The sequence below is a fragment of the Dactylosporangium sp. NBC_01737 genome (assembly GCF_035963215.1).
Classification (GTDB): domain Bacteria; phylum Actinomycetota; class Actinomycetes; order Mycobacteriales; family Micromonosporaceae; genus Dactylosporangium.
The window spans coordinates 10,439,529-10,459,175 of the sequence record NZ_CP109153.1 but is presented as its reverse complement, the minus strand read 5'-3'; the positions used below and the strand labels follow the sequence as shown (position 1 = coordinate 10,459,175).

Genomic DNA, 19,647 nt, shown 5'->3' with positions numbered 1-19,647 from the left:
CGGTCAGCGCGAGCGTGTGGCGCAGGGCGGCGCGATCCTGCGCGCGGTCGCGGCGGCCGGTTCCGGGCGGTCGAGCTGCGGTTGACCGCCAATGACGGGCGAGATGGACAATTGTTGGATGGCGATGGCTTGATATCCGGTTGCGGCGGCGGGCGCGCCGCCAGGTCCGCGCCGGACCCGCACCGAGCCGCCTCGAGGTCCTCACGGAGACGCCGGCAGCGCCAGCGGCCGAGATACCGCCGACGCTGTCTGCCGATCCGCACGAGTCCGCCGCGACCCCGCCGGGGCGGACACCAGGGAGGGGTAGGGCTGCCGAAACTCTGAATCAGGGCCTCCAGACTCGCGACGGATCTCACATCAGGACTCTTGTCAGCGGGTTCGCAGACGGACCCTGACTTCGACTCGACCACGAACGTCGGAACGGTTATCACCCAGTAATGCTGCTGCAGGGTCCGTCGGGTCGTGCCGTCGTGCCCGATCACGCACCGTGTTCGACGGCACGGAACTGCTCCCGTAGCGCGGTGGCTGCGGGTGTGCCGCCGCCCCATGCCCGCTGCGGGAACGGCCGGCCGGTGTCGGCGAACGCGCGGACGACACCCAACGCCGACCCGGTGCGGTGGAACTCGGCGAACGAGGGTCAGGCGGCGGAGGTGCGGACCAGCGTTCTGATCTGGCGGAGCAGCACCGAGATGGCGGCCAGGTCGCCCGAGGACTCGCCGAACTCGCCGATGGCGTTACGGGTGCGGGCGATCAACGTGGCGTTGCTCTGCTCCCACTCGTGGACGTGGGCCTCGGCGTCGTCGCCGGGGGCCGTCGCGTTGAGGACCTCCGCGGTCAGGGCGGCCAGTGCGGCGTACAGGTCGTAGCGCAGCGCCGTGCGGGCGAGCGTCTGCCAGCGGTCCTTGCGTGGCAGGTTGGAGATCTTCGACAGCAGGTCGTCGACCCGGAACCGCTCCGACAGCACGTAGTAGACGGTGGCGACCTCGTTGACGTCCCGGCCGGTCTGCGAGGCGACCTCGACGATGTCGAGGAGACCGAAGCCGTACATGATCCGGGTTGTCGTGTCGGCGATTTCTGCCGGCACGCCCAGCCCGCGCAGCGTGGCCGCGTTGGTGTGCAGCGCCTCACGCTCCTGGCCGCGGAACAGTGTCTCCAGCTGCGGCAGCAGGCGCGAGATGCCGGGGCGCAGGCGGGCGATCTCGCCGGGGACGTCGATCGGCAGGCGTCGGTTGGAGACCAGCCAGCGGACCACCCGGTCGAGCAGCCGGCGGGTCGCCAGGTTGACAGCCGTCTGCGCATCCGTCGGGACCTGGTTGTCGAGGGACTCGACGGCGCGGCGGAGCTCACTCAGCCCGTACACGTCCCGGGTCACCACGGATGCCCGGAGGATGTCGGCGGCGCCGGCCCCGGTCTCCTCGGCGGCGCGGTGGAAGAACGATGGGCCGCTGCGGTTGACGGCCTCGTTGACCACCTGTGTGGTGACGATCTCGCGGCGGAGGGGGTGCTCGGCCATCGCCTCCACGAAGCGCTCCCGCAGCGGGGTCGGGAAGTAGTCGACCAGCACTTCGGTGGTCCAGTCCTCGTCGGGGAGGTTGGAGTCGAGGATCTCGTGCTCGAGGACGATCTTCACGTAGGACAGCAGGACGGCGAACTCCGGCGAGGTCAGTCCGACGCCGGCCTCGGCCCGCGCGTCGAGCTCCTCGTCGGTCGGCAGCCCTTCCAGGGCGCGGTCGAGCTGGCCACGGCGCTCCAGTTCGGCGATGAGCCGCTTGTGCACCGGCAGCAGCGAGTGGGATTGCGCGCGGGCGTTGCCCAGCGCGGTGGCCTGGTCGTAGTTGTCCTTCAGGACCAGCTCGCCGACCTCGTCGGTCATCTCGGCGAGCAGCGCGTTGCGGTCCTTCGGGTCGAGCGTGCCGTCGACGACCGCGCGGTCGAGCAGGATCTTGATGTTGACCTCGTGGTCGGAGCAGTCGACGCCGGCGGAGTTGTCGATGAAGTCGGTCGCGATGTGACCGCCGCCGAGCGCGAACTCGATCCGGCCGAGCTGGGTCAGGCCGAGGTTGCCGCCCTCGCCGACGACCTTGGCGCGCAGTTCGCGGCCGTTGACCCGGATGTGGTCGTTGGCCTTGTCGCCCACGTCGGCGTGCGACTCGCTGGTGGCCTTGACGTAGGTGCCGATGCCGCCGTTCCAGAACAGGTCGACCGGGGCTGACAGGATCGCGTGCATCAGCTCGTTGGGCGTCAGCGCGGTGACCGCCGCCGGGATGCCGAGCGCGTCCCTCGCCTCCGGGGAGATCGGGATCGACTTCGCTGTCCGCGGGTAGACGCCGCCGCCGGCGGAGATCAGCGACTTGTCGTAGTCGTCCCACGAGGACCGGGGCAGCGCGAAGAGCCGGGCCCGCTCCTCGAACGACGTCGCGGCGTCGGGGTCCGGGTCGATGAAGATGTGCCGGTGGTCGAACCCGGCCACGAGCCGGATGTGCCGCGAGAGCAGCATCCCGTTGCCGAACACGTCTCCGGACATGTCACCGACCCCAACCACCGTGAACTCGGTCTGCTGGGTGTTGACGCCGAGCTCGCGGAAGTGCCGCTTGACCGACTCCCAGGCGCCCTTCGCGGTGATGCCCATCTTCTTGTGGTCATAGCCCGCCGAGCCGCCGGACGCGAACGCGTCACCGAGCCAGAACCCGTATTGCAGCGAGACCTCATTGGCGATGTCCGAGAACGTCGCGGTGCCTTTGTCCGCGGCGACCACCAGGTAGGGGTCGTCGGGGTCGTGGCGGACCACGTCGGCCGGGGCGACGACCTTGCCGCCGTCGAGGTTGTCGGTGACGTCGAGCAGGGCGGAGATGAACAGCTGGTAGCACTCGACGGCCTCGTCACGGTCGCCCGGCTTCTCCTTGAGGACAAACCCGCCCTTGGCGCCGGTCGGCACGATGACCGCGTTTTTGACCACCTGCGCCTTGACCAGGCCGAGGATCTCGGTGCGGAAGTCCTCGCGCCGGTCGGACCAGCGCAGTCCACCTCGCGCCACCGCACCGAAGCGCAGGTGCACACCCTCGAACCGTGGCGAGTAGACGAAGATCTCGAACTGCGGCCGCGGTGCCGGCAGGTCGGGGATCGCCTGCGGGTCGAGCTTGAAGGCCGTGTACGACTTGGGGCGCCCCTGCTCGCCGCGCTGGAAGAACGAGGTGCGCTGGGTGGCCTGGATGACGTGCAGGAAGGAGCGCAGGATGCGGTCCTGGTCGAGGCTGGTTACCGTGTCGAGGTCCTCGTTGATCGCCGTGACCATCTCCTTCGACCACTCCGACCGCGCCGTCTCGGACAACCGCAGCCGCAGGTCGAAGCGAGCCGTGAACAGGTCCACGAGCTTCGAGGCGATCGCCGGGTACTGCAGCAGCGTGATCTCCATGTAGTCCTGCGAGAACACCGTGCCGGCCTGGCGCAGGTACTTCGCGTAGGCCCGCAGGACGACAACCTCGCGCCAGGTGAGGCCGGCCTTCAGCGCCAGGGCGTTGAATCCGTCGACCTCGGCCTCACCGTGCCAGGTGGCGGAGAACGCGTTCTCCAGGTGGGGACGCACCTCGGTGATCGCCCGCGCGTCGGGCGGCAGTTGCAGCCCGAAGTCGTAGAGGTAGATGGTGCCATCGGAGCGGACGATCTCGTAGGGCCGCTCGTCGGTGACGCGCACGCCGAGCGAATGCAGCACCGGCAGCACGGCGGAGAGCATCATCGGCTTGCCGTAGCGGAGTACCTTGAACCGGATGTCGCTCTCGGCCTGGCGGCGCCGGTAGACGTGTATCACGAGCTGGCCCGGCACGTCGAGCAGCTCCAGCTTCGCGAGGTCCTGCACCGCCTCATTCGGCGTGTGGTCGTTTTTGTACGTGTCCGACAGCGCGCCGCCATACCGCTGGTAGAGCAGCTTGGCCTGGTGCTCGTCCTCGAGTTTGCGCTCCAGCACCAGCCGGAAGTCGTCGTCCCACAGCCGGGTGGCATCGGCGAGCCGCTCGGTGAGACGGTGGACGTTGATATCGCCGGGCGGGTTGCCGGGCTCGGTGCGCACGATGAAGTGGACCCGGGCGAACTTCGACTCGCTGACCCTGGTCGTGTAGTCCACGCCGATGCCGTTGAGCTCGGCCAGGAGGATCTGCTGGATGCGCAGCCGGTTGGCGGTGGTGAACCGGTCCCGGGGCAGGTAGACCAGGCAGGAGATGAATCGGCCGTAGGCGTCGCGGCGCAGGAACAGCTGTAGCCGCCGGCGCCCGGCCAGGCGCAGCACGCTCATCGAGGAGCGGTAGAGCTCGTCGGTGGTGATCTGGAACAGCTCGTCGCGGGGATAGGTCTCCAGGGTCTCCATCAGGTCCTTGCCTGAGTGGCTGCGCGGCGACAGGCCGGAGCGCTCCACCACCTCGGCGACCTTGCGCTTGACCACCGGCAGGTCCCGCACGCTGGTGCGGTAGGCCGCGGAGGAGAACAGCCCCAGGAAGCGCTTCTCGCCGGTGACGTTGCCGTCGGCGTCGAAGAGCTTGAAGCCGATGTAGTCCAGATAGGCGGAGCGGTGCACGGTCGCCCTGGAGTTGGCCTTGGTGATGATCAGCAGCCGCTTCTCCAGTGCCTTGGCATACGCCTCGGCGGTCATCGAGCTCAGCACCCGCGGATGGGTCTGGTCGGCCCGCAGGATGCCCAGGCCGGTGCCGAGGACGGCCTGCAGCAGCTCCTCGCCGTCGTCGCCCTTGATCAATCGGTATTCCCGGTAGCCGAGGAATGTGAAGTGGTCGTCCACCAGCCAGCGCAGCAGCTCGACGGAGTCGGTGATGTCCTTGTCCGGCACCGGCAATTGCGCACTGCCGAGCTCGTCGGCCAGCGTGAGCGCCTGCATACGCATCTTGGGCCAGTCCTCGACCGCCTCACGCACATCATCGAGCACCCGGGCCAGGTCGTTCCGCAGCTCCTCATGATCGGCCTCGTCACGGATCTGGTCGACCTCGATGCGGATCCAGCTCTCCACGATGTCACCAGGCGCGGCGTCCTCGGGCTCGAGGCCGACCCGGACCCGCTCCAGCGCACCCAGCGGCGCCCGCCGCACGACAACGAGCGGGTGCACCAGCATGTTCACGTCGATGTTGCGCGACGACAGCGCACTGGTGACCGAGTCGACGAGGAACGGCATGTCGTCGGTGACGATCTCCAGCGACGTGCCGCCGGCGACACTCATGCTCAGACGCAGCTTCAGCTCGCCGGGCACCCGCTGCTGGGCCAGCCCCAGGTGCGACCGTGCGGCTTCGACCATCCAGGCCACCTGGCAACCGGCGAGCTCCTCGTCGGGCACGAGGCGCCAGTAGCGTGCGACCAACTCGGGGTCGGCGTCCTGGGCTGCCGCCAGAACGACAGCCTCCGCGACCAGGTGCTCCGCATCGGGCACGTACTGCTCTGACTCGTCGTCCTCGACCGCAGGCTCGGCAGCGCTGGCGCTCACCCGGGTGGCCGTCGGCCGGTTCATCGGTCGTTCTCTCCTCACCCACGACGCTGTGGGTTGTCCATGGACAACCCAAGCTTCGCGTTCAACGTTTGATCCGCCTCAGCGGCGGTGGAGTGGCTCGTGGGGCGGTCACCCCGTCACTGTTGAGTAGACGACCAAATCTGCTCGAAAGAGGGCAAGGTGGCCACTTCTTGTAGTGTCCCTCAGCCTGCTCGGACCGGCCAGGATCACCTTCGCCCTCGCGCGTACCGCGAACCGGCGGCCGCGCCGCAGGTGGGGCCGGATCATCGCGGCCACCTCGGCGGTGCCGCGGTTGCCCCAACGGTGATCATTGCGGTCGTTGTCCCCGGATCTGGCCGCTCCGATCACGTCGCGATGCAGGCATCTCGGGCACCGGATCCAGCGAAGTCCGGCCGATGACAGCCCCACCAGTTCTGTCAATAGTTGACAATTCAACGGTAACCATCAGACTTTTTCGCGACGAGTCGGGATCGACCTTGGTGCATGCGGGTTATTTCGAGTAAAGTGATCGGTGGGACCGGCATCTTCCCCCGTGGATGCCGGTCCCCTTGTGTCCGGCGCCGTTTCAGCCCTTCAACGTGACGCGCAGGGTCGACAGGGACCGGCTGCGAAACGATCGGCGCCATGCGGGCAGGCCGGAGGCCTTCGCCAAAGTCAGCCGCGGGTGGCGTCGAAGCAGCTCGCCGACGGCCACGTCGGTCTCCAGCACTGCCAGGGCCGCGCCGAGACAGTGGTGGGGGCCGTGGCCCAGGCCGAGGTGCGGCGCGCTCGGGCGGCGCAGGCGGAACGCATCCGGATCGCCGACGATCGACGGGTCGCGGTTGGCGGCGGCGAGGCTCAGCAGGACCGTGGCGCCCGCGGGGATCGTTGCCGGACCGTATGTCAGGTCTTCCAGGGCGAACCGGCGGATCGACAGTTGCGCCGCCGGTTCGTGCCGCAGGGTCTCGTCGATGGCGGCGCGGCGCAGGTCGGCATCGTCGCGGACGTCGTCGAGCAGGTGCGGGTGCTGCAGCAGGGCCAGGACGCAGTTGCCGATCAGGTTGATCGAGTTCTCGTAGCCGGCGAAGATCGTCAGGAAGGCCAGTGACGTGAGCTCCTCCTCGCTGAGGCGGTCGCCGGCGTCGTGGGCCGTGATCATCGCGGTCAGCAGGTCGTCGGTGGGCTCGGCGCGTTTGCGACGGATGAGGTCCACCAGGAACCGTTCGATCGCCATGACCGCGCGGGCCGGGGCCTTCGGGTCGTCGGGCGGCGGGCTCATGAGCGTGTTGGTCCAGGCCCGCATCTGGTCCAGGCCGGCGTCGGGCAGGCCCAGCATGTCGCAGATCGTCGCGATCGACAGCGGCGTGGCGTAACCGCTCACCAGGTCGGCGTCGGTGTCCGCCGCGAGGCGGTCGAGCAGGTCGTTCGCGGTCCGTTCGATGCGCGGTCGGAGGGCCTCGACCCGGCGCGGCGTGAACGCCGGTGCCACCAGACGGCGGATCCGGGTGTGGTCCGGCGCGTCCATGTTGAGCAGGTTGGCGTCGAGCCTCGGCGGCAGCGAGAACCCGGCCCAACCGCCGGTGGAGTTCCGCTTGTCGAGCGAGAGTCGTGGGTCGGCGAGCGCCGCGCGGACGTCCTCGTACCGGGTCAGCAGCCAGACCGGCGAACCGTCGGGCAACGTCACCTGGTGGGCGCGTCCGACGGCGCGCAGCTTCGCGGCGAAGCCGTGCGGATCCGCGAGCAGCGCGTCCATCGCGGTGGTGGTCATGTCCTGCTCCCGATCTGGTTGCCGGCCTGGTCGCCGGCGGCGGCCGCTGGAATCCATGAGCCGCGCAGTGCTTTGGCGACGGCGACGAGCCAGCGCACCTCGGCGGAGAAGTCGTCGTGGTCCGCCCCGAACTCGGGCGGCTGCGCGCCGGCCGTGGCCGGGGCCGACAGGCGGCGGTCGGTGGCCGGTAGCGCGGTACGCCAGGCGTCCCAGCGCGCCCGCCGTGGCTCGTCATCGCGACCGGCGCCGTCGACGGCACCGTCCACCGCCGGCGAGTCGAACCGTTCGCGGCGCTCCGGCTCGTAGGCGAGGCAGGCAACCAGGATCTGCGCGGCGCGCGCCGCGGCGTCGCGGGGCTGGCCGGTGAGGCCCTGCGCATCGGCGGTCGCCGCCGCGGCCGCGGCCACGGTGTCGCTCATGTGATGACGCAGCTGGCGGATCCCGTCGCCGATCTCGACCACCCGCCGCCGCAGCCGCCGGTTCACGTCGCGCAGGATGCCCCGGTCCGGCGAGGCCGGCGGGTCCAGCACGACCTCGGTGACGGTGACCGTGATGGCTTCCCACAGCGGGTACAGCTGACGGTACGCGCGCCGCTGGACCTGCCAGGCGGCGATGCGCGACAGTCGCGGGCCGAACGACGGCAGGGTCAGGCCGACGATGACGAGCATCGCACCGAACGCGGCGAACACCGGCACGAGCGCCTCGAGTCGCTTCGGGTCGGTGCCGAGCTGGCCCTCGATGAGGGTCGCCGCGCGGACCAGACAGTAGAGCAGCCCGAGACCGGCACCGACGGCGGTCAGCCGCAGCCCACGGCTGAGCCACACGCGGCCGGCGGCGCGGGCGTACGGCAGGCACAGCCGGATGATGTCGGTGAAGCCCAGCGCCACCATGGCGATGTAGCAGCCGAGGTAGGCCGCGTAGACCGGGTCCTGCGCGTACGTCGCGGCGGCGTCGGTCGGATGCTCGTCCTGCCGGCCGGCGGCGGCGAACAGCGCCACCATCACGGTGAGGACGCCCAACACCCAGACGACCCGCCAGCGCGCCCGCCGCCAGCTGTCCGGGCGCGGATGCGTCCAGAAGATGATGATGCACTGGATCGTGCCGGAGAAGACGATGACGCAGCTCTGGCTGATGAGCAGCGAGAGGTTGGGGATCGCCACGGTGTGGTCGATCTTCGCCCACACCGCCGGAGTCGACACGGTGAAAATGATGCCCAGCAGCGCGATCGCCGCAGCGATGGAGTACAGCGACGGATCCCTCGGATCCTGGCGCAGGCCCCGCACGAGCCGGTAGGCCAGCGCGATCCACGCGAGGGCGGCGGCGAGCGGATACAGCAGACCGTTCACGCCGGCCTCATTCCCACGGTCATTCCTGGTCTCCGAGTGCGCGTTCGATGCGGGTGATGACGCCGGCGGCACGCTCGGGGACGTCCCAACGCTGTTCGCCCCGCCACGGGTTGAGCAGTTCGAACAGCTCGGTGCCGAGCTCCTCGGCCTCGCGTTCGGCGGCCCCCTCGAAACAGGTGCGGGCCAGCGTGCCCTCGACCGTGCCCTCACCCGGCTCGCCGAGGGTCGCGCGCACCGCCGCCGGGTCCAGGTTCGGCAGCAGCCGCCGGATCGCCTCGGGGTCGTCGAGCTCGAGCAGATGGTGGCCGTGGGCCAGATGGGCAAGCTCGTGACACAGCACCATGTCGCGCAGCCAGCGTGACGCGGCGGAGTCGATGATGATGCTCAGGCTCGTCGCGCGTACCGCGACCCAACCGCTCGGCAACTCCGGCGGCATCGCCACGTAGAGCCGGTGGATCGGCTTGCCCACGCGCTCGCTGATGACGTCGCAGAGCACGTCCGGGGTGACCCTCCTGGGCAGCGACAACCCGGCGACAAGGCTGCTGCGCCGGCGCTGCCGTGCCCATCTCATCCGTCCACCGCTTCGCTCACCCTCCAGACCGGCATGTGGCGGCCGCGCCCACACCGAGACCAGGTTCTGGGTCACGCCGGCGACTCCGGCGAACCCTGACCGTGCGCCCCGGGATTCTCGATGCCTTCCAGCTCGAGCAGCTGCGCCAGCACTGAGTTCAGCGCGTGCTGGCTGGCCGAGGACAGTCCGGTCCGGCCGATGACGTCCCGGAGGACGACCTTCTGCACGTTGAGCTCGCGCATGGTACGCAGCCGCGAGAGGTCACCCTCGACGTCGTCCAGCGCCGGGTCGTCGTCGGCGGAGATGAGGTAGGCGGTCGGCACGCCGAACGCCATCGCGAGCGCCTTGAGGTGGCTCAGCCGCGGGTCGGTGGCCTTGCCACTGCGCAACTCGCCGATGTAGGCCCCGCTGATGGTGACCGGTGTGTCCATCTCCTGCTGGAGCCGACCGGCGAGGGAGCCCTTGTTGATCCGCTCGGCGATCTCGCTGTTGAAATACTCGCCGTCGGAGCGGGCACGGTTGACGTCGTCGCTGGGCTTGAAGGTCGCGAAGAGCAGATTCAGGCGATCTGCCAGGGAGCGTTGTCCCTCCATGGCGGGCTCCTACTGTCCGCGCCTGGCGCTGCCAGGCCAGGGTACGTCTGCAGCTGCGCAGACGATGATCGATCGATCGTTGACGGTTGTGGGGGAGTATAGGGCACCGTCCACGCACGAGCCGCCCGCCAATCCGCGCAGGCGTTGACAGACGCCTATCGACACAGCGTATTCTCAGACCGCTGCGTGAAACGCACGTTGAGCAAGACGTCCGACCCGCAACGCACGTGAAGCAGCCAGCGCTGGGATGGAAGGTGCGGTGCTCCGGCGCCAGATAACAGGGGGCACCTTCCGCCCCAGGCGCATTGACCACTGCGGTCCGCAGTACACGGTGAATGCAGCGCCGCGTGGAGGTCGCTGGCCACGGCGTGCAGGGGACGTTAGGGCAGTTCATCGACCATGCCGCTGACCCCGCACATCACATGGATGCGGTGTCGACCTGCGCGAGAACCGCTATACGTCCCAGTGTGCTGGCACCGCCATGCCACCATCGTCTCCGCCGTGCACGCCTTCTGCGCCTCGCAACCAGGGCTCCGCAAAGTTGTTTGGGTGACACCGAGTCGGTAGGGCCTCGTGAGTCAGTGGGAGCCGACTGTGGGCGCGGGCAGGCGGTCCTCCGGAACGCCCTGGGCGCGCAGTGCAGCCGTCACTGCTCCTGGTCCGCTCGGGAAGAGCCCGGCATGCACGGCATAGCCGCGCCGCCCGCCACGTGTGCGCTTGCGAGGAGGCTGGCCCTCCGCGTCCTGCAACGCGGTCATCGCCGCTGGACGCGGGACGACGTGGAGGTTGGCGAGGATCGACCGGCCGCGGACTTTCGCGGACTCCACGCCCGGCCACGGAATCAGGACCGCCCGGGCGAGTGGCGTGCCGATCTCCACACCGGCGGCGGACAGCCGGACCCAGTGCGGGCTGCGGATCAGCATCGCAAGCGGCGCGCCGAGGCTGGCGACGACGAATGGAATGACAAACAGCGGAAAAGTGATGAAGTCGACGGTGCCGTAGACCGGCCGGCCGAGCAGCGCCGCCAGCCCCGCGTGGATCCCGGCGGCGCACAGCCAGAGGAGGACAGCGATGCCGGTAACACAAGCGACGGACCGGCCCACGGAACTGCGAAACAGGACAGCGTCAGGCGCTGGTGGCGGTGGGATCACGGCCTCATTGTGAGGGCACGGGCCCGTCCCGCGGGGATTCCCGCCCAGGGCTCTGGCAGAAGTCGTTATGTGATGCCGAGCAGGGCCAGCGGGCGGTTGGTGTTGCGGGCGTGGTGGCGGTTGGCGGCGGCGAGGCGGAGGGCGCTGATGGCGGTGTTGCGGAGGGTGGCCATGACTTGGGGTCCGGTGCCGGTGCGGATCTGGGATAGGTCTTCGTCGTAGGTGACGTCGCGGACCCAGTGGACCTTGCTCCCGATGGTCCAGTGGCCGCGGATCCAGTCGGCCAATTGCATCGGTTTGGCTTGGTGGGCTTGGAGATCGGTGATGGCGTAAACGGTCTCGGTGGTGAAGCGTTTCGGTTCGTCGAGTCGTCGCCGGCGGCGGATTTGCAGTGCCTGGGCCGCGTTGGGAAGTCGACGCCGGTGGCGACTGACGGGATCTTCAAGGTGCGGATCTCCCGGCGGCCGTGGCTGTGGCCGGTGGTGCGGTCAGCGACCGGGACGAGGCGCCAGGGCAGGCCGGCGAGTTGCTGGTGCAGGCTGGGCACTGATCGCCTTTGACAGTCAGCATCCAGTGGGCGCCGCGCTGGGCGAGGTAGGTGACGTGGTCGCGCTGGCAGTGCAACGCGTCGGCGGTGACGACGGTGCCGTGCGGGTCGTGGAGCTGGTCCAGCAGCGCGGCGAAGCGAGTGATCTCATTGGTTGTGCTGTCGACGTCGGTGCTGGCGAGCACGGCCCCGGTGTGCTGGTCCGCGGCGGCCAGGACGTGCCGGGCGGTGGTGTGGCGGGTGCGTGAGCCGCGCATGGTCTTGCCGTCCACGGCGATCGACGTACCGGGGCGACCGTCGCGGCTGTCTCGGTCCAGCACGGCACAGTCGATGCGTCCGGGCGGGCCCGTCACATGCTGGACAGGGCGAGCGCGAACACGCCTGCCGAGGTGGCGAGCAGTGTGCCGAGCGCCCCGGCCATGACCAGCAGCGCTGGGCGGGTCCGCAGCCGCAGCCGCAACGCCAGGTAGACCCCGGCTGCGCCGATCAACGCCATGACTGCCAGGTAGGAGACGAACAGGAAGCTTGCGCCGATCAGCAAGCCGCCACCCGCAGCCAACCCGCCCGCCCGCGCCGGCCCGAGGTCGCGCCGCAGGGTGCCGTAGAGGACGCCGCCGGCGAGCAGCGCGGCGACGATGATCGTGCCCGGCAGCCACACGCGGGCCAGCACCAGCATGAGCGCGAAGCTCGCGGCGACACCGGCGGCCGCGACGGCGCCCTCGAACAGGGCCCGGGCCGGGCCGGCCGGCCGCAGCCGGACGATGGCCGCGACGCCACCGGCGTACGCGGCGATCACAGCGATCAATGCCACCAGGGCGAAGTCCACCATGCCGCCACGCTACCGACGCGCGGCGAAGGGCGAGTGTTCGACATGGGTGGATCTCGTGAAGATCAGCGCACCCGGGCGTAGAAGGCGAGCACCGCGTCAACGAACAGGTCGAATGTGCGCTGGTGCCGGCCGCGCCGTCTATCAGTAGCCGCCGTTCTGGCATGTGGCGACCATGCTCATGAGAACAGGCTCCAGGCTCAGCTCGGTTGCGCTGCCGCGATGTGCGTTGGCAACTTGCTCCGGTTGGGGATCGCAGATCATCAACACGCTGTCTTGATCTCTGGTGGGGTGGTGATGCCTTCGGTGGTGGCGAGGGTGTAGAGGTCGTTGAGGGTGGCGAGTCGGTGTGGGCTGGGCTGGATGGTGTGTTCGGCCTGGTGGAGGAGTTGGCGGGTCTCGCGGATGTGTCGGTTGATCGTTTCGGGTCGGACGTTGAACAGGGTGGCGATGGCGGTTTGGGGTAGGGCGTGGCGGTGGTGCAGGACGGTGGCGAGGAGCCGGTCGGCGAGGGTGAGGACGGGTCGGCGGCCGGTGCCGGGTGCGGTCATTCTGGGGCGGTGACCGCGTCGCTTGTCCAGGTTCGCTTCCCGCTGTCGGGGGTGCAGTGTCATCAGGGCGGTGATCAGCGTGTCCCATTGTGGTGCTGGTAGTGCTGTCAGTGCGGGGTGGTGCAGCCAGGCCAGGTCGGGGCTGGGCTGGTCGAACGGGTCAGGGTTGGTGGTGATGTGTTCGTAGGTCTCGGGTCGCAGGGTGTAGTTCCAGTCGCCGTGCCAGTCGTGGCGGCTCACGGGTAGTGCGTCGTGTTGCTGGTCGTTGATGCGGACCTTGGTTGGGTAGGTGTTGGTGTCCAGTTCGGCGTGGACCCGCAGTCCGGTGCGGGTGGTGGTGGCGGCGATGCTCTGCACGATGACCTCGTGGCTGGACAGTGGGCGGCCGCGCCAGTTCATGGTGATGTGGGAGAACAGCCGGTGCTCGATCTTGTTCCATTTCGAGGTGCCGGGCGGGAAGTGGCAGACGGTGATCTCCAGGCCGGTTTCCAGGGCCAGGGCGGCGAGTTCGGCCTTCCAGGCGCGGGTGCGGTGGCCGTTGGAGCCGCCGGCGTCGGCGGTGATGAGCAACCGTCGGGCGTGTGGGTAGTCGCTGGCGCCGACCGCGTTCCACCAGCGTCGGATCGATTCCACCGCGAACGCGGCGGTGTCGTGGTCGGTGCCGACGTTCACCCAACCGGTGTCAGCGGTCAGGTCGTAGACGCCGTAGGGCACCGCCTTACCCAACTCGGCGTCGGGGAAGTCGTGGGTTTTCACCGCGACCGGCTCGCCCGACGGTCGCCATTGCCGGCCGTCGTTGGCGTACTGGCCGATGAGTTCCTTCTTCTTGGTGTCCACGCTGATCACCGGGTCGGCGCTGTCCTGATGGTCTTTGACCTGGTCGTTGAGGTAGCGGAACTGCCCGTCACGGTCCGGGTGCTGTTTGCCCTCGACGGTCTTGGTGTTGCTCTGCAGGCTGAATCCTTCCGCCCGCAGTAGGTCACCGACGGTGTCGGCGCCCACCCGATGTCCCTGGCGGGTCAGTTCCCCGGGCGAGGTTGCGGGTCGACTTCGTCGTCCACCGCAGTGGCGACATCGGATCGCCGCGCTCATCGGGTTCCACCAGCGCCAGCAACGCCGGCAGCAGACCTGTGTCCACTTCGGACAGACGTTTCCGGCCGCCGCCGGGCCGGCGGACCCGACCCAACGGCGCAGCACCGGAGTCCAGTTCATCGACGCCTAACGACACAGTCGCCTCACGCACCCCAGCTGCCCGGGCCACCGCACGGATCCCGCCATGCCCCAACGCCCGCGCCTCAGCACCCATCAACAACCGGCGCTGCCGCTCATCCAGATGCGGGAACACCGCCTGGAACTTCGCCGCCAACACCCCGCCGACCTCCACCATGACGCCTATACCACAGCAACGACCGGCATCTTGGGAAGCTACGGATTATTTTTCTGCGATCCCTTGGTAGATGAGCATTGCGTCATTGGACTGGAGCACGGCGTTCAAGAGGTCTCCGACGAGCAGATAGACCCGCTGGGAGGTGCTCTCGGCTCTGACGGCCGTCAGAGGGACGCGAGCCTTGTGGCATACGACCCTGGCGTGCGCGGCGATCGAAGCGTTTGCCGCCCTCGGCGACACGGACGCCGCCCGGCACCGCTACGTCCAGCTGCGGGAAGCGCTCGCCTGCATCGACGAGCAACCCGACGCCGACACCAAGGCCCCCGTCGAAACAGTCCTGGGCCGCGACATGCTCGACGATGAACCGGGCGAGGCGGCCGAATGACACCAGCGATGAACGACAGTGTTCGGACAACGGCTGTATCGGAGGGTGATGTGCAGCTGCGGAGACTGCGGCTGATCCAGTGGACGTTGCGGGGAACGCTCGGCCTGGCGCTCGCGGTGAGCATGGCGGCCAACGTCCTACAACGCCGCACCGGACCCCGTCGCCCGCAGCATCGCCGCCTGGTCGCCGTTGGCGTTGTACGCCGCGATCGAGGTCATGACCCGCGTCCCGAGGGGCAGATGCGTTGAGCGTTGCTCGGGTCGGGCACGCTTGAGTCGTGAAGGTCTCCAACCGCTGGCGTCCGGCCCCGCCGGCACGGTCGGCGTTCTCCGGGTTCCGGTTCCCGCCCGACGTGATCGTGGTCCGGCTGTACCTGCGGTACAACCTGTCCTACCGCGACGTCGAAGAACTCCTTGTCGAGCGTGGTGCCGATGTCGACCACACCACCGTCTTCCGCTGGGTGCAACGATCACCAGCGACGCCCAGGCCCAGCATCCGGATCAACATCTCCGGCACTCCCACGCCGGCCTTGACCAGGGCGGATGGGTTTTTCGGCAAGCGCACAGTCGACGCTGTTCTGATGTGAGGGTCAGTGTTTGGCGGACGGTTTGCGCACGCGTTCGCGGGAGAGGATCCACAGCGCTTCGACGCCGTCTTTCCAGGTGATCTTCTTGCCCTCGTCGCGGGTGCGGGCCCGGTAGCTGATCGGTACCTCGTAGGGGCGGTGCCGGTTGCGCAGGAGTTTGCCGGTCACCTCGGCTTCCATGCCGAAGCCGGCGGAGCGGATCTGCAGCGACCGGTACAGGTCGACGGGCATGAGTTTGAAGCAGGTTTCCAGGTCGCCGAGGTAGCAGTTGTACAGCATGTTCGCGGCGGTGGTGACCGCTTTGTTGCCCATGACGTACCAGAACGAGAATGAGCTGTGGCTGCCGAAGGTCCGGTTGCCGTAGACCACGGTGGCGCGGCCGTCGAGGACCGGTTCGAGCAGCTTCGGGATGTCCTGCGGGTCGTATTCGAGGTCGGCGTCGAGGATGACCATGTAGTCGCCGGTGGCGTGCTCGACCGCGGTACGGATCGCCGCGCCCTTGCCCTTGTTGTGCGGGTGCAGGACGACGCGGATGCGTTCGTCGTGCAGTCCGTTGAGGATTTCGGCGGTGTGGTCCCGGCTTCCGTCGTCGACGATGACGAGCTCGGTCTCGGTCGGGTAGTCCACGTCGAGCGCCTGTTTGACGGCGTCGGCGACGCGGGCTTCCTCGTTGTAGACCGGCATCAGGATCGACAGTTTCATCACGATCTCCGAAGGGTTCGGGCTGGGACCGTCAGACTAGCCTCCCGTCACCCGGGCGTGTGATGTCCCGTCAGGGGGTTGCGGATCTCGTACGGTACGGCCAATGAGGGGGAGTGCGGCGAAGCGGTGGGCGACAGTCCTGCCATCCGGAAGGCCGGTCGCCCACGTCAGCTGGTTTCCACCAGCCCTGCATCGTCCGTCGCGGCCGTGGGCGTTGCGTTACGCCGTTGGAACTGGTTCGGCGGTTGGGGTCGCCCGCGGGTCGGGTGACAGAGCGGTCAGCAGCGGGGTGAGGGCGACGACGGCCCAGCAGGCGGCGCTCGCGCAGCACAGGAGCGCCACGACGATCGTCACCCGGTCGACCGAGGTCCGCAGGTGCCAGCCGAGGTCGTACGGGGTGACCAGGTAGATCAGGATCAGCGCGCCGGTGTGCAGGGCTGCCACTGCCCAGATCCAGCCGTCCGGGCCGAGTTCGAGCGCGGCTCGGGCACGGCGCAGGAAGACGTTGGCGAGCACGGCGGCAGCGGCGATGAGCAGGACGATCGAGCCGATCCGGCCGGTCATGGATGTCAGGATCATCGGCAGGCGGTCGACGGTGTCGGGGTCGCCGTGCAGGAGCGCGGAGAAGGCTCCGGCGGCGAGGACGTCGGTCTTGGCGTCGAGCAGGCGGGCGGTCACGGACCAGATCGCGGTGACGGCGACGGGGGTCCAGAGCAGCGCGGCGCGGCGAGGGTCGCGCCGGAACTTGACCGTGCCGACCACGGCCAGGGCCACGACGAGGCTGACGCCTTCGTTCTTCATGAGCGCGGCCGCGGACAGCAGGAACAGGGCCAGTGCCAGCACACCTGGCGACGGCCGGGCGAACAGCAGCAGCACCGCCCCGGCGGCGAAGGCGCACGCGCACATGGCGTCGCTGACGCCGTCGGTGGGGGTGGTCCACAGCGGGGTCCATGCGGCGTAGCCGGTGGCGATCGCGGCGGGCCAGGACAGCAGCGCGGGCGCTTGTGCGGTGGCGACGCGGACGGCGTGGACGAGCATGGCGACGGCGGAGTAGGTGAGGAAGCCGGTGATGAACGCGGCGGGGTAGAAGCTGCGGATGTCCAGGATCTGCCAGGCGAGCGCGACGGGCGCGGATGCGAGCGGCGGGTAGTCGGGGTGGGTGTAGACGAGGACCGGGTTGCTGATCGCGGCGCGGGCGTAGTCGCCGCCGTGGGTGAAGTAGCCGGCGTGCAGCCACCAGATGAGGTGGGCGTCGCCGTTGATCGGTTCGGTGGCGAGGCGCAGCAGCGGCGGCAGGAGCGGGACGGTTGTCAGCAGCGCGTCGCGCCAGCCGCTGGCGGGTAGCCGGGGCCGGTTCCGCAGCCGCCAGGCGAGTACGCCGGTGAGCAGGTAGGTGGGGACGAACCACAGCAGCAGCGGGCCGGTGAAGGCGAGCATGAGCAGCACCGCGGCGGTGGCGACGGCGGCGCCGGCGATCGGGGCGAGGACGATCGCGAGGGGGACGGCGCGGGTCAGGGCGAAGCTCAGCGGCAACCCGGCGACGATCAGGATGAGTACGGCGAGCAGGGTGTTGGTCATGCGTCGGCCAGTTCCTGGGTGCGTAGCCACATGCCGTACGGCGCGGCGGGGTCCTTCTGGAGGTACACCTTCACCTGCGCGTCCCCGGCAACGACGACGAGGCCGTGCAGGACGGCGAACTCGATCATGCGCAGTTGCAGGTCCTGTACGTCCTCGACGATCAGGACCCTGGTGCCGGCCGGGACCTGCCGCCGCATCTCGTTGCTGAGGTATTCGATCAGCTCGCGGAATTGCCGGGTCGGATGCTGCAGGTGGGCGGTGCGCACCGTCTTGACGCCCATCCGGCCGGAATGGACCGCCGGGCGGATCGCCTGGAGCAATGCGACCCCGCAGAGGGCGGCGACGAGCAGGCTGGCGACAAGTTGTGGGAGCGGTAATCGGCGCATCGGCACACCCTAGAACCTTGCGAGCGATTCTCGCGGCCCCGGGAGTCCGGAGATTTGGAGCGGTCAGGTGACCCAGCCGGCGTGCAGGAACCGGGCGACGAGGATGCCTTGGACGGTCAGGAACAGTGTCAGTGCGGTCCGGTCGATGGTGGCGCGGTTGCCGAGGCGGCCGAGCAGCATGAATGCGGGGAAGATTTCCAGGCCGATGCGGGACGCGGACAGCAGTGGGTAGGGGATGATGTTCCCCGGGTTCCGTGGAGCCGTCACGGTTGGTCTCATGCCACGGACGGGATGGTGGGAAGGAGTCTTTCGAACTCGGCCGGGGCGAGCATTCCGAGGGCGCTGTGCCGGCGTTGCCGGTTGTGGAAGACTTCCAAGTATTCGAATATGGCGTTGGCAAGCTCGATGCGGGTTTTCCACCGGCGGCGGTTGAGTAACTCGGTCTGCATGCGGCCCCAGAACGACTCCATCATGCCGTGTCGTACCGCCAGTGCGAGCGGGCGGACCGCGGGCACCCGGCGGTATTGGTCAGCCCTATGACCAGCACGATGATTTGCCGGCACCCGCAGAGTTCCCAGGAGCGGTTCAGCACAGGGGGACGCCGTTCCTGCACGCCTGCTGGATGTTCCTGTCGTGCTCGGCGACAGTGTCGGCGAACGCGGACTTGCCGGACTTGTCGATCGCCACGAAGAACAGCCAGTTCTTCCCCGGGGTGGGGTTCATCGCGCTGAGGAGTGCTTTCTTCCCCGGGCTGTTGATCGGCCCGATCGGCAGCCCGGTCATTCTCACCGTGTTGTACGGGTTGTTGGGGTCGTCGAGCTCGGTGTTGGAGATTTTGCCGGAGTGCTTCGGGTCCTTGCCGTTGATTTCCAGCCAGTAGTTGGCGGTGACGTCGAACTGCAACGGCAGCTTCGCCTTGTACGCGCGGTTGTAGGCAACCCGGGCGATGTGCGGCAGGTCCTCCTCGATCCCCGCCTCGGCCTGCGTCAGCGACGCGACGATCAGCGCCTCATACGGGCTGACCGACAGCGCGGACTGCACCTTGTCGACGAAGCCGATCTCGGTAGCGACCTTGAGAAACTCCCCGACCATCTCCCTGAGGACCGACTCGGCGGTCGAGCCGGGCTCGAACTCGTAGCTCAGCGGGTAGAGGAAGCCCTCGATCGACTTCTTCGACGGCTTGCCGTCACGGCGTTCGAACCACAAGTCCGGCACGCCGAGCGCCACGGGGTCCTTCGCCGCCGCTTCGAAGTCCGAGTACGGAATGCCGGTCGACTCCGCCAGCTTCTTGAACGTCGCCACGTACGACAGGCCCTCGCGCAGCATCGTGCGGCTCACGATCTTGTTGCTGAGGTCGAGGAGCATCGACAGGGCATCCTCGGCGCGCATCTGGTGGCGCAGCCGGTATGCGCCGGGCTGGATCGCCTTGCTCCGCGGGTTGCGCTCGGCGGCCTGGACGAACGCCTTGGTGCTCTTCACCACGCCCTTGCCGAGCAGGGTCTGCGCGATGGCGAAGGCGGTGTCGCCCTCCTTGACCTCGACGGTCACCGCGTCGGAGCCACCGGAGTCGTAGTCGGGCACGGCGCGCAGGCTCTGGATCTTATCGGCGCTGAAGTACACCGCACCCGCGATGCCCACGAGCATTGCCAGTGCCAGGAACAACGCCAGGAACGTCCGGGAACCGCGGCCCTTCTTCCGCCGGGCCGGCGCCGCGCTTCGCGCACTGGCCCAGCGGTGACGGCCGCGTCCGGCATCGTCCTCCCACGTCAGGTCGAGATCGTCGATCTGCAC

At 68.8% G+C, this 19,647-nt stretch carries 17 protein-coding genes and 2 pseudogenes; 2 read left to right on the top strand and 17 right to left on the bottom strand.

What is annotated here, in order from left to right; all coding sequences use genetic code 11:
• Window positions 1–478 precede the first annotated feature (478 nt).
• The 11 genes and pseudogenes from OHA72_RS47995 to OHA72_RS47945 all read right to left on the bottom strand — a co-directional run bounded on the left by OHA72_RS47995 (window position 479) and on the right by OHA72_RS47945 (window position 14,228).
• Entirely contained in the window at window positions 479–601 is a 123-nt protein-coding gene (locus OHA72_RS47995; RefSeq protein ID WP_327002768.1) for a hypothetical protein, read from the bottom strand.
• A 36-nt stretch (window positions 602–637) separates the two neighbouring features.
• Entirely contained in the window at window positions 638–5,500 is a 4,863-nt protein-coding gene (locus tag OHA72_RS47990; protein ID WP_327002767.1) for an NAD-glutamate dehydrogenase, read from the bottom strand.
• A gap of 565 nt (window positions 5,501–6,065) precedes the next feature.
• Entirely contained in the window at window positions 6,066–7,247 is a 1,182-nt protein-coding gene (locus OHA72_RS47985) for a cytochrome P450 family protein (RefSeq protein WP_327002766.1), read from the bottom strand.
• On the bottom strand, window positions 7,244–8,593 hold the full coding sequence (locus OHA72_RS47980; protein WP_327002765.1) for an MAB_1171c family putative transporter: 1,350 nt from the start codon (window positions 8,591–8,593) through the stop codon (window positions 7,244–7,246). The genes OHA72_RS47985 and OHA72_RS47980 overlap by 4 nt, the downstream gene beginning before the upstream one ends.
• Window positions 8,594–8,612: 19 nt before the next feature.
• Window positions 8,613–9,239 (bottom strand): hypothetical protein, encoded by a 627-nt coding sequence (locus OHA72_RS47975; RefSeq protein ID WP_327002764.1) that lies wholly within the window; start codon window positions 9,237–9,239, stop codon window positions 8,613–8,615.
• Entirely contained in the window at window positions 9,236–9,757 is a 522-nt protein-coding gene (locus tag OHA72_RS47970; RefSeq protein WP_327002763.1) for a hypothetical protein, read from the bottom strand. The genes OHA72_RS47975 and OHA72_RS47970 overlap by 4 nt, the downstream gene beginning before the upstream one ends.
• Window positions 9,758–10,335: 578 nt before the next feature.
• Window positions 10,336–10,908, bottom strand: coding sequence for a hypothetical protein (locus OHA72_RS47965; protein ID WP_327002762.1), 573 nt, complete (start codon window positions 10,906–10,908; stop codon window positions 10,336–10,338).
• 65 nt (window positions 10,909–10,973) lie between these two features.
• Entirely contained in the window at window positions 10,974–11,201 is a 228-nt protein-coding gene (locus tag OHA72_RS47960) for a hypothetical protein (protein ID WP_327002761.1), read from the bottom strand.
• A 148-nt stretch (window positions 11,202–11,349) separates the two neighbouring features.
• Entirely contained in the window at window positions 11,350–11,775 is a 426-nt protein-coding gene (locus OHA72_RS47955; RefSeq protein WP_327002760.1) for an ISAs1 family transposase, read from the bottom strand.
• Between the two features lie 29 nt (window positions 11,776–11,804).
• Window positions 11,805–12,284: a hypothetical protein gene (locus OHA72_RS47950; RefSeq protein WP_327002759.1), complete on the bottom strand. Its 480-nt coding sequence runs from the start codon at window positions 12,282–12,284 to the stop codon at window positions 11,805–11,807.
• A gap of 260 nt (window positions 12,285–12,544) precedes the next feature.
• Window positions 12,545–14,228 (bottom strand): annotated as a pseudogene (locus OHA72_RS47945) (ISAzo13 family transposase).
• A 172-nt stretch (window positions 14,229–14,400) separates the two neighbouring features.
• Between OHA72_RS47945 and OHA72_RS47940 the strand changes: the two are divergent.
• On the top strand, window positions 14,401–14,604 hold the full coding sequence (locus tag OHA72_RS47940) for a hypothetical protein (RefSeq protein WP_327002758.1): 204 nt from the start codon (window positions 14,401–14,403) through the stop codon (window positions 14,602–14,604).
• A gap of 277 nt (window positions 14,605–14,881) precedes the next feature.
• A pseudogene (locus OHA72_RS47935) lies at window positions 14,882–15,070 on the top strand (hypothetical protein); the annotation flags it as partial.
• 123 nt (window positions 15,071–15,193) lie between these two features.
• Here the strand turns inward: OHA72_RS47935 and OHA72_RS47930 are convergent.
• The 6 genes from OHA72_RS47930 to mltG form a co-directional block, all read right to left on the bottom strand.
• Window positions 15,194–15,892, bottom strand: a complete 699-nt coding sequence (locus OHA72_RS47930) for a glycosyltransferase family 2 protein (RefSeq protein WP_327002757.1) — start codon at window positions 15,890–15,892, stop codon at window positions 15,194–15,196.
• A gap of 219 nt (window positions 15,893–16,111) precedes the next feature.
• Window positions 16,112–17,470, bottom strand: a complete 1,359-nt coding sequence (locus OHA72_RS47925; RefSeq protein ID WP_327002756.1) for a hypothetical protein — start codon at window positions 17,468–17,470, stop codon at window positions 16,112–16,114.
• Complete coding sequence (locus tag OHA72_RS47920) at window positions 17,467–17,856, bottom strand: hypothetical protein (protein ID WP_327002755.1); 390 nt, start codon at window positions 17,854–17,856, stop codon at window positions 17,467–17,469. Before OHA72_RS47920 ends, OHA72_RS47925 begins: the two co-directional genes overlap by 4 nt.
• 63 nt (window positions 17,857–17,919) lie before the next feature.
• Window positions 17,920–18,123, bottom strand: a complete 204-nt coding sequence (locus OHA72_RS47915) for a hypothetical protein (protein WP_327002754.1) — start codon at window positions 18,121–18,123, stop codon at window positions 17,920–17,922.
• A gap of 8 nt (window positions 18,124–18,131) precedes the next feature.
• Window positions 18,132–18,329, bottom strand: coding sequence for an IS3 family transposase (locus tag OHA72_RS47910; protein WP_442788403.1), 198 nt, complete (start codon window positions 18,327–18,329; stop codon window positions 18,132–18,134).
• A 112-nt stretch (window positions 18,330–18,441) separates the two neighbouring features.
• Window positions 18,442–19,647, bottom strand: coding sequence for an endolytic transglycosylase MltG (gene mltG, locus OHA72_RS47905; RefSeq protein ID WP_327002753.1), 1,206 nt, complete (start codon window positions 19,645–19,647; stop codon window positions 18,442–18,444).

What these genes read in the sequence shown, in the direction of transcription:
- OHA72_RS47950 (WP_327002759.1), bottom strand. Translation starts at nt 12,284, where the DNA reads ATGGTGGACTTCGCCCTGGTGGCATTGATCGCTGTGATCGCCGCGTAC.
- OHA72_RS47925 (WP_327002756.1), bottom strand. Translation starts at nt 17,470, where the DNA reads ATGACCAACACCCTGCTCGCCGTACTCATCCTGATCGTCGCCGGGTTG.
- OHA72_RS47920 (WP_327002755.1), bottom strand. Translation starts at nt 17,856, where the DNA reads ATGCGCCGATTACCGCTCCCACAACTTGTCGCCAGCCTGCTCGTCGCC.
- OHA72_RS47990 (WP_327002767.1), bottom strand. Translation starts at nt 5,500, where the DNA reads ATGAACCGGCCGACGGCCACCCGGGTGAGCGCCAGCGCTGCCGAGCCT.
- OHA72_RS47985 (WP_327002766.1), bottom strand. Translation starts at nt 7,247, where the DNA reads ATGACCACCACCGCGATGGACGCGCTGCTCGCGGATCCGCACGGCTTC.
- OHA72_RS47910 (WP_442788403.1), bottom strand. Translation starts at nt 18,329, where the DNA reads ATGATGGAGTCGTTCTGGGGCCGCATGCAGACCGAGTTACTCAACCGC.
- OHA72_RS47970 (WP_327002763.1), bottom strand. Translation starts at nt 9,757, where the DNA reads ATGGAGGGACAACGCTCCCTGGCAGATCGCCTGAATCTGCTCTTCGCG.
- OHA72_RS47930 (WP_327002757.1), bottom strand. Translation starts at nt 15,892, where the DNA reads ATGAAACTGTCGATCCTGATGCCGGTCTACAACGAGGAAGCCCGCGTC.
- OHA72_RS47960 (WP_327002761.1), bottom strand. Translation starts at nt 11,201, where the DNA reads ATGCAATTGGCCGACTGGATCCGCGGCCACTGGACCATCGGGAGCAAG.